Source organism: Cupriavidus sp. 8B (genome assembly GCF_054589115.1).
Genome location: NZ_BAAILO010000384.1, coordinates 1 through 399, shown reverse-complemented (window position 1 = coordinate 399; position 399 = coordinate 1). Strand labels below are relative to the sequence as shown.

1 protein-coding gene is annotated in these 399 nt (G+C 68.2%); it reads right to left on the bottom strand.

The annotated features are described in order from the left end of the window. Window positions 1–399, bottom strand: a 399-nt coding sequence (locus tag ACYP5B_RS37205) for an ATP-binding cassette domain-containing protein (protein WP_459572912.1), incomplete at both ends; no start/stop codon positions are given.

The window sequence follows — 399 nt, the reverse complement described above, 5'->3', positions numbered from 1 at the left end:
TCCAGCCAGACCAGCGCGTCGAGGTCGAGGTGATTGGTCGGCTCGTCGAGCAGCAGCAGGTCGGACGGGCACATGAGCGCGCGCGCCAGTTGCAGTCGCATGCGCCAGCCGCCGGAGAAACTGTTGACCGGCTGACTAAGCTGCGCGGCACTGAAGCCAAGGCCCAGGATCAGCGCTTGGGCACGTGCGGGGGCATCGTGTGCACCGGCGTCGTGCAGGGCCATGTAGGCGTGCGCCATGCGCATGCCGTCGTCGCTGGCCTCGGCGGCGGCTACTTCGGCCTGCGCGGCCAACAGCGCGGTGTCACCCTCGACTACGAAGTCGGTCGCGCTCTGCTCGGTCTCCGGCATCTCCTGCGCGACCTGGCCCATCTTCCATGCAGCGGGAATCGAGAACTCG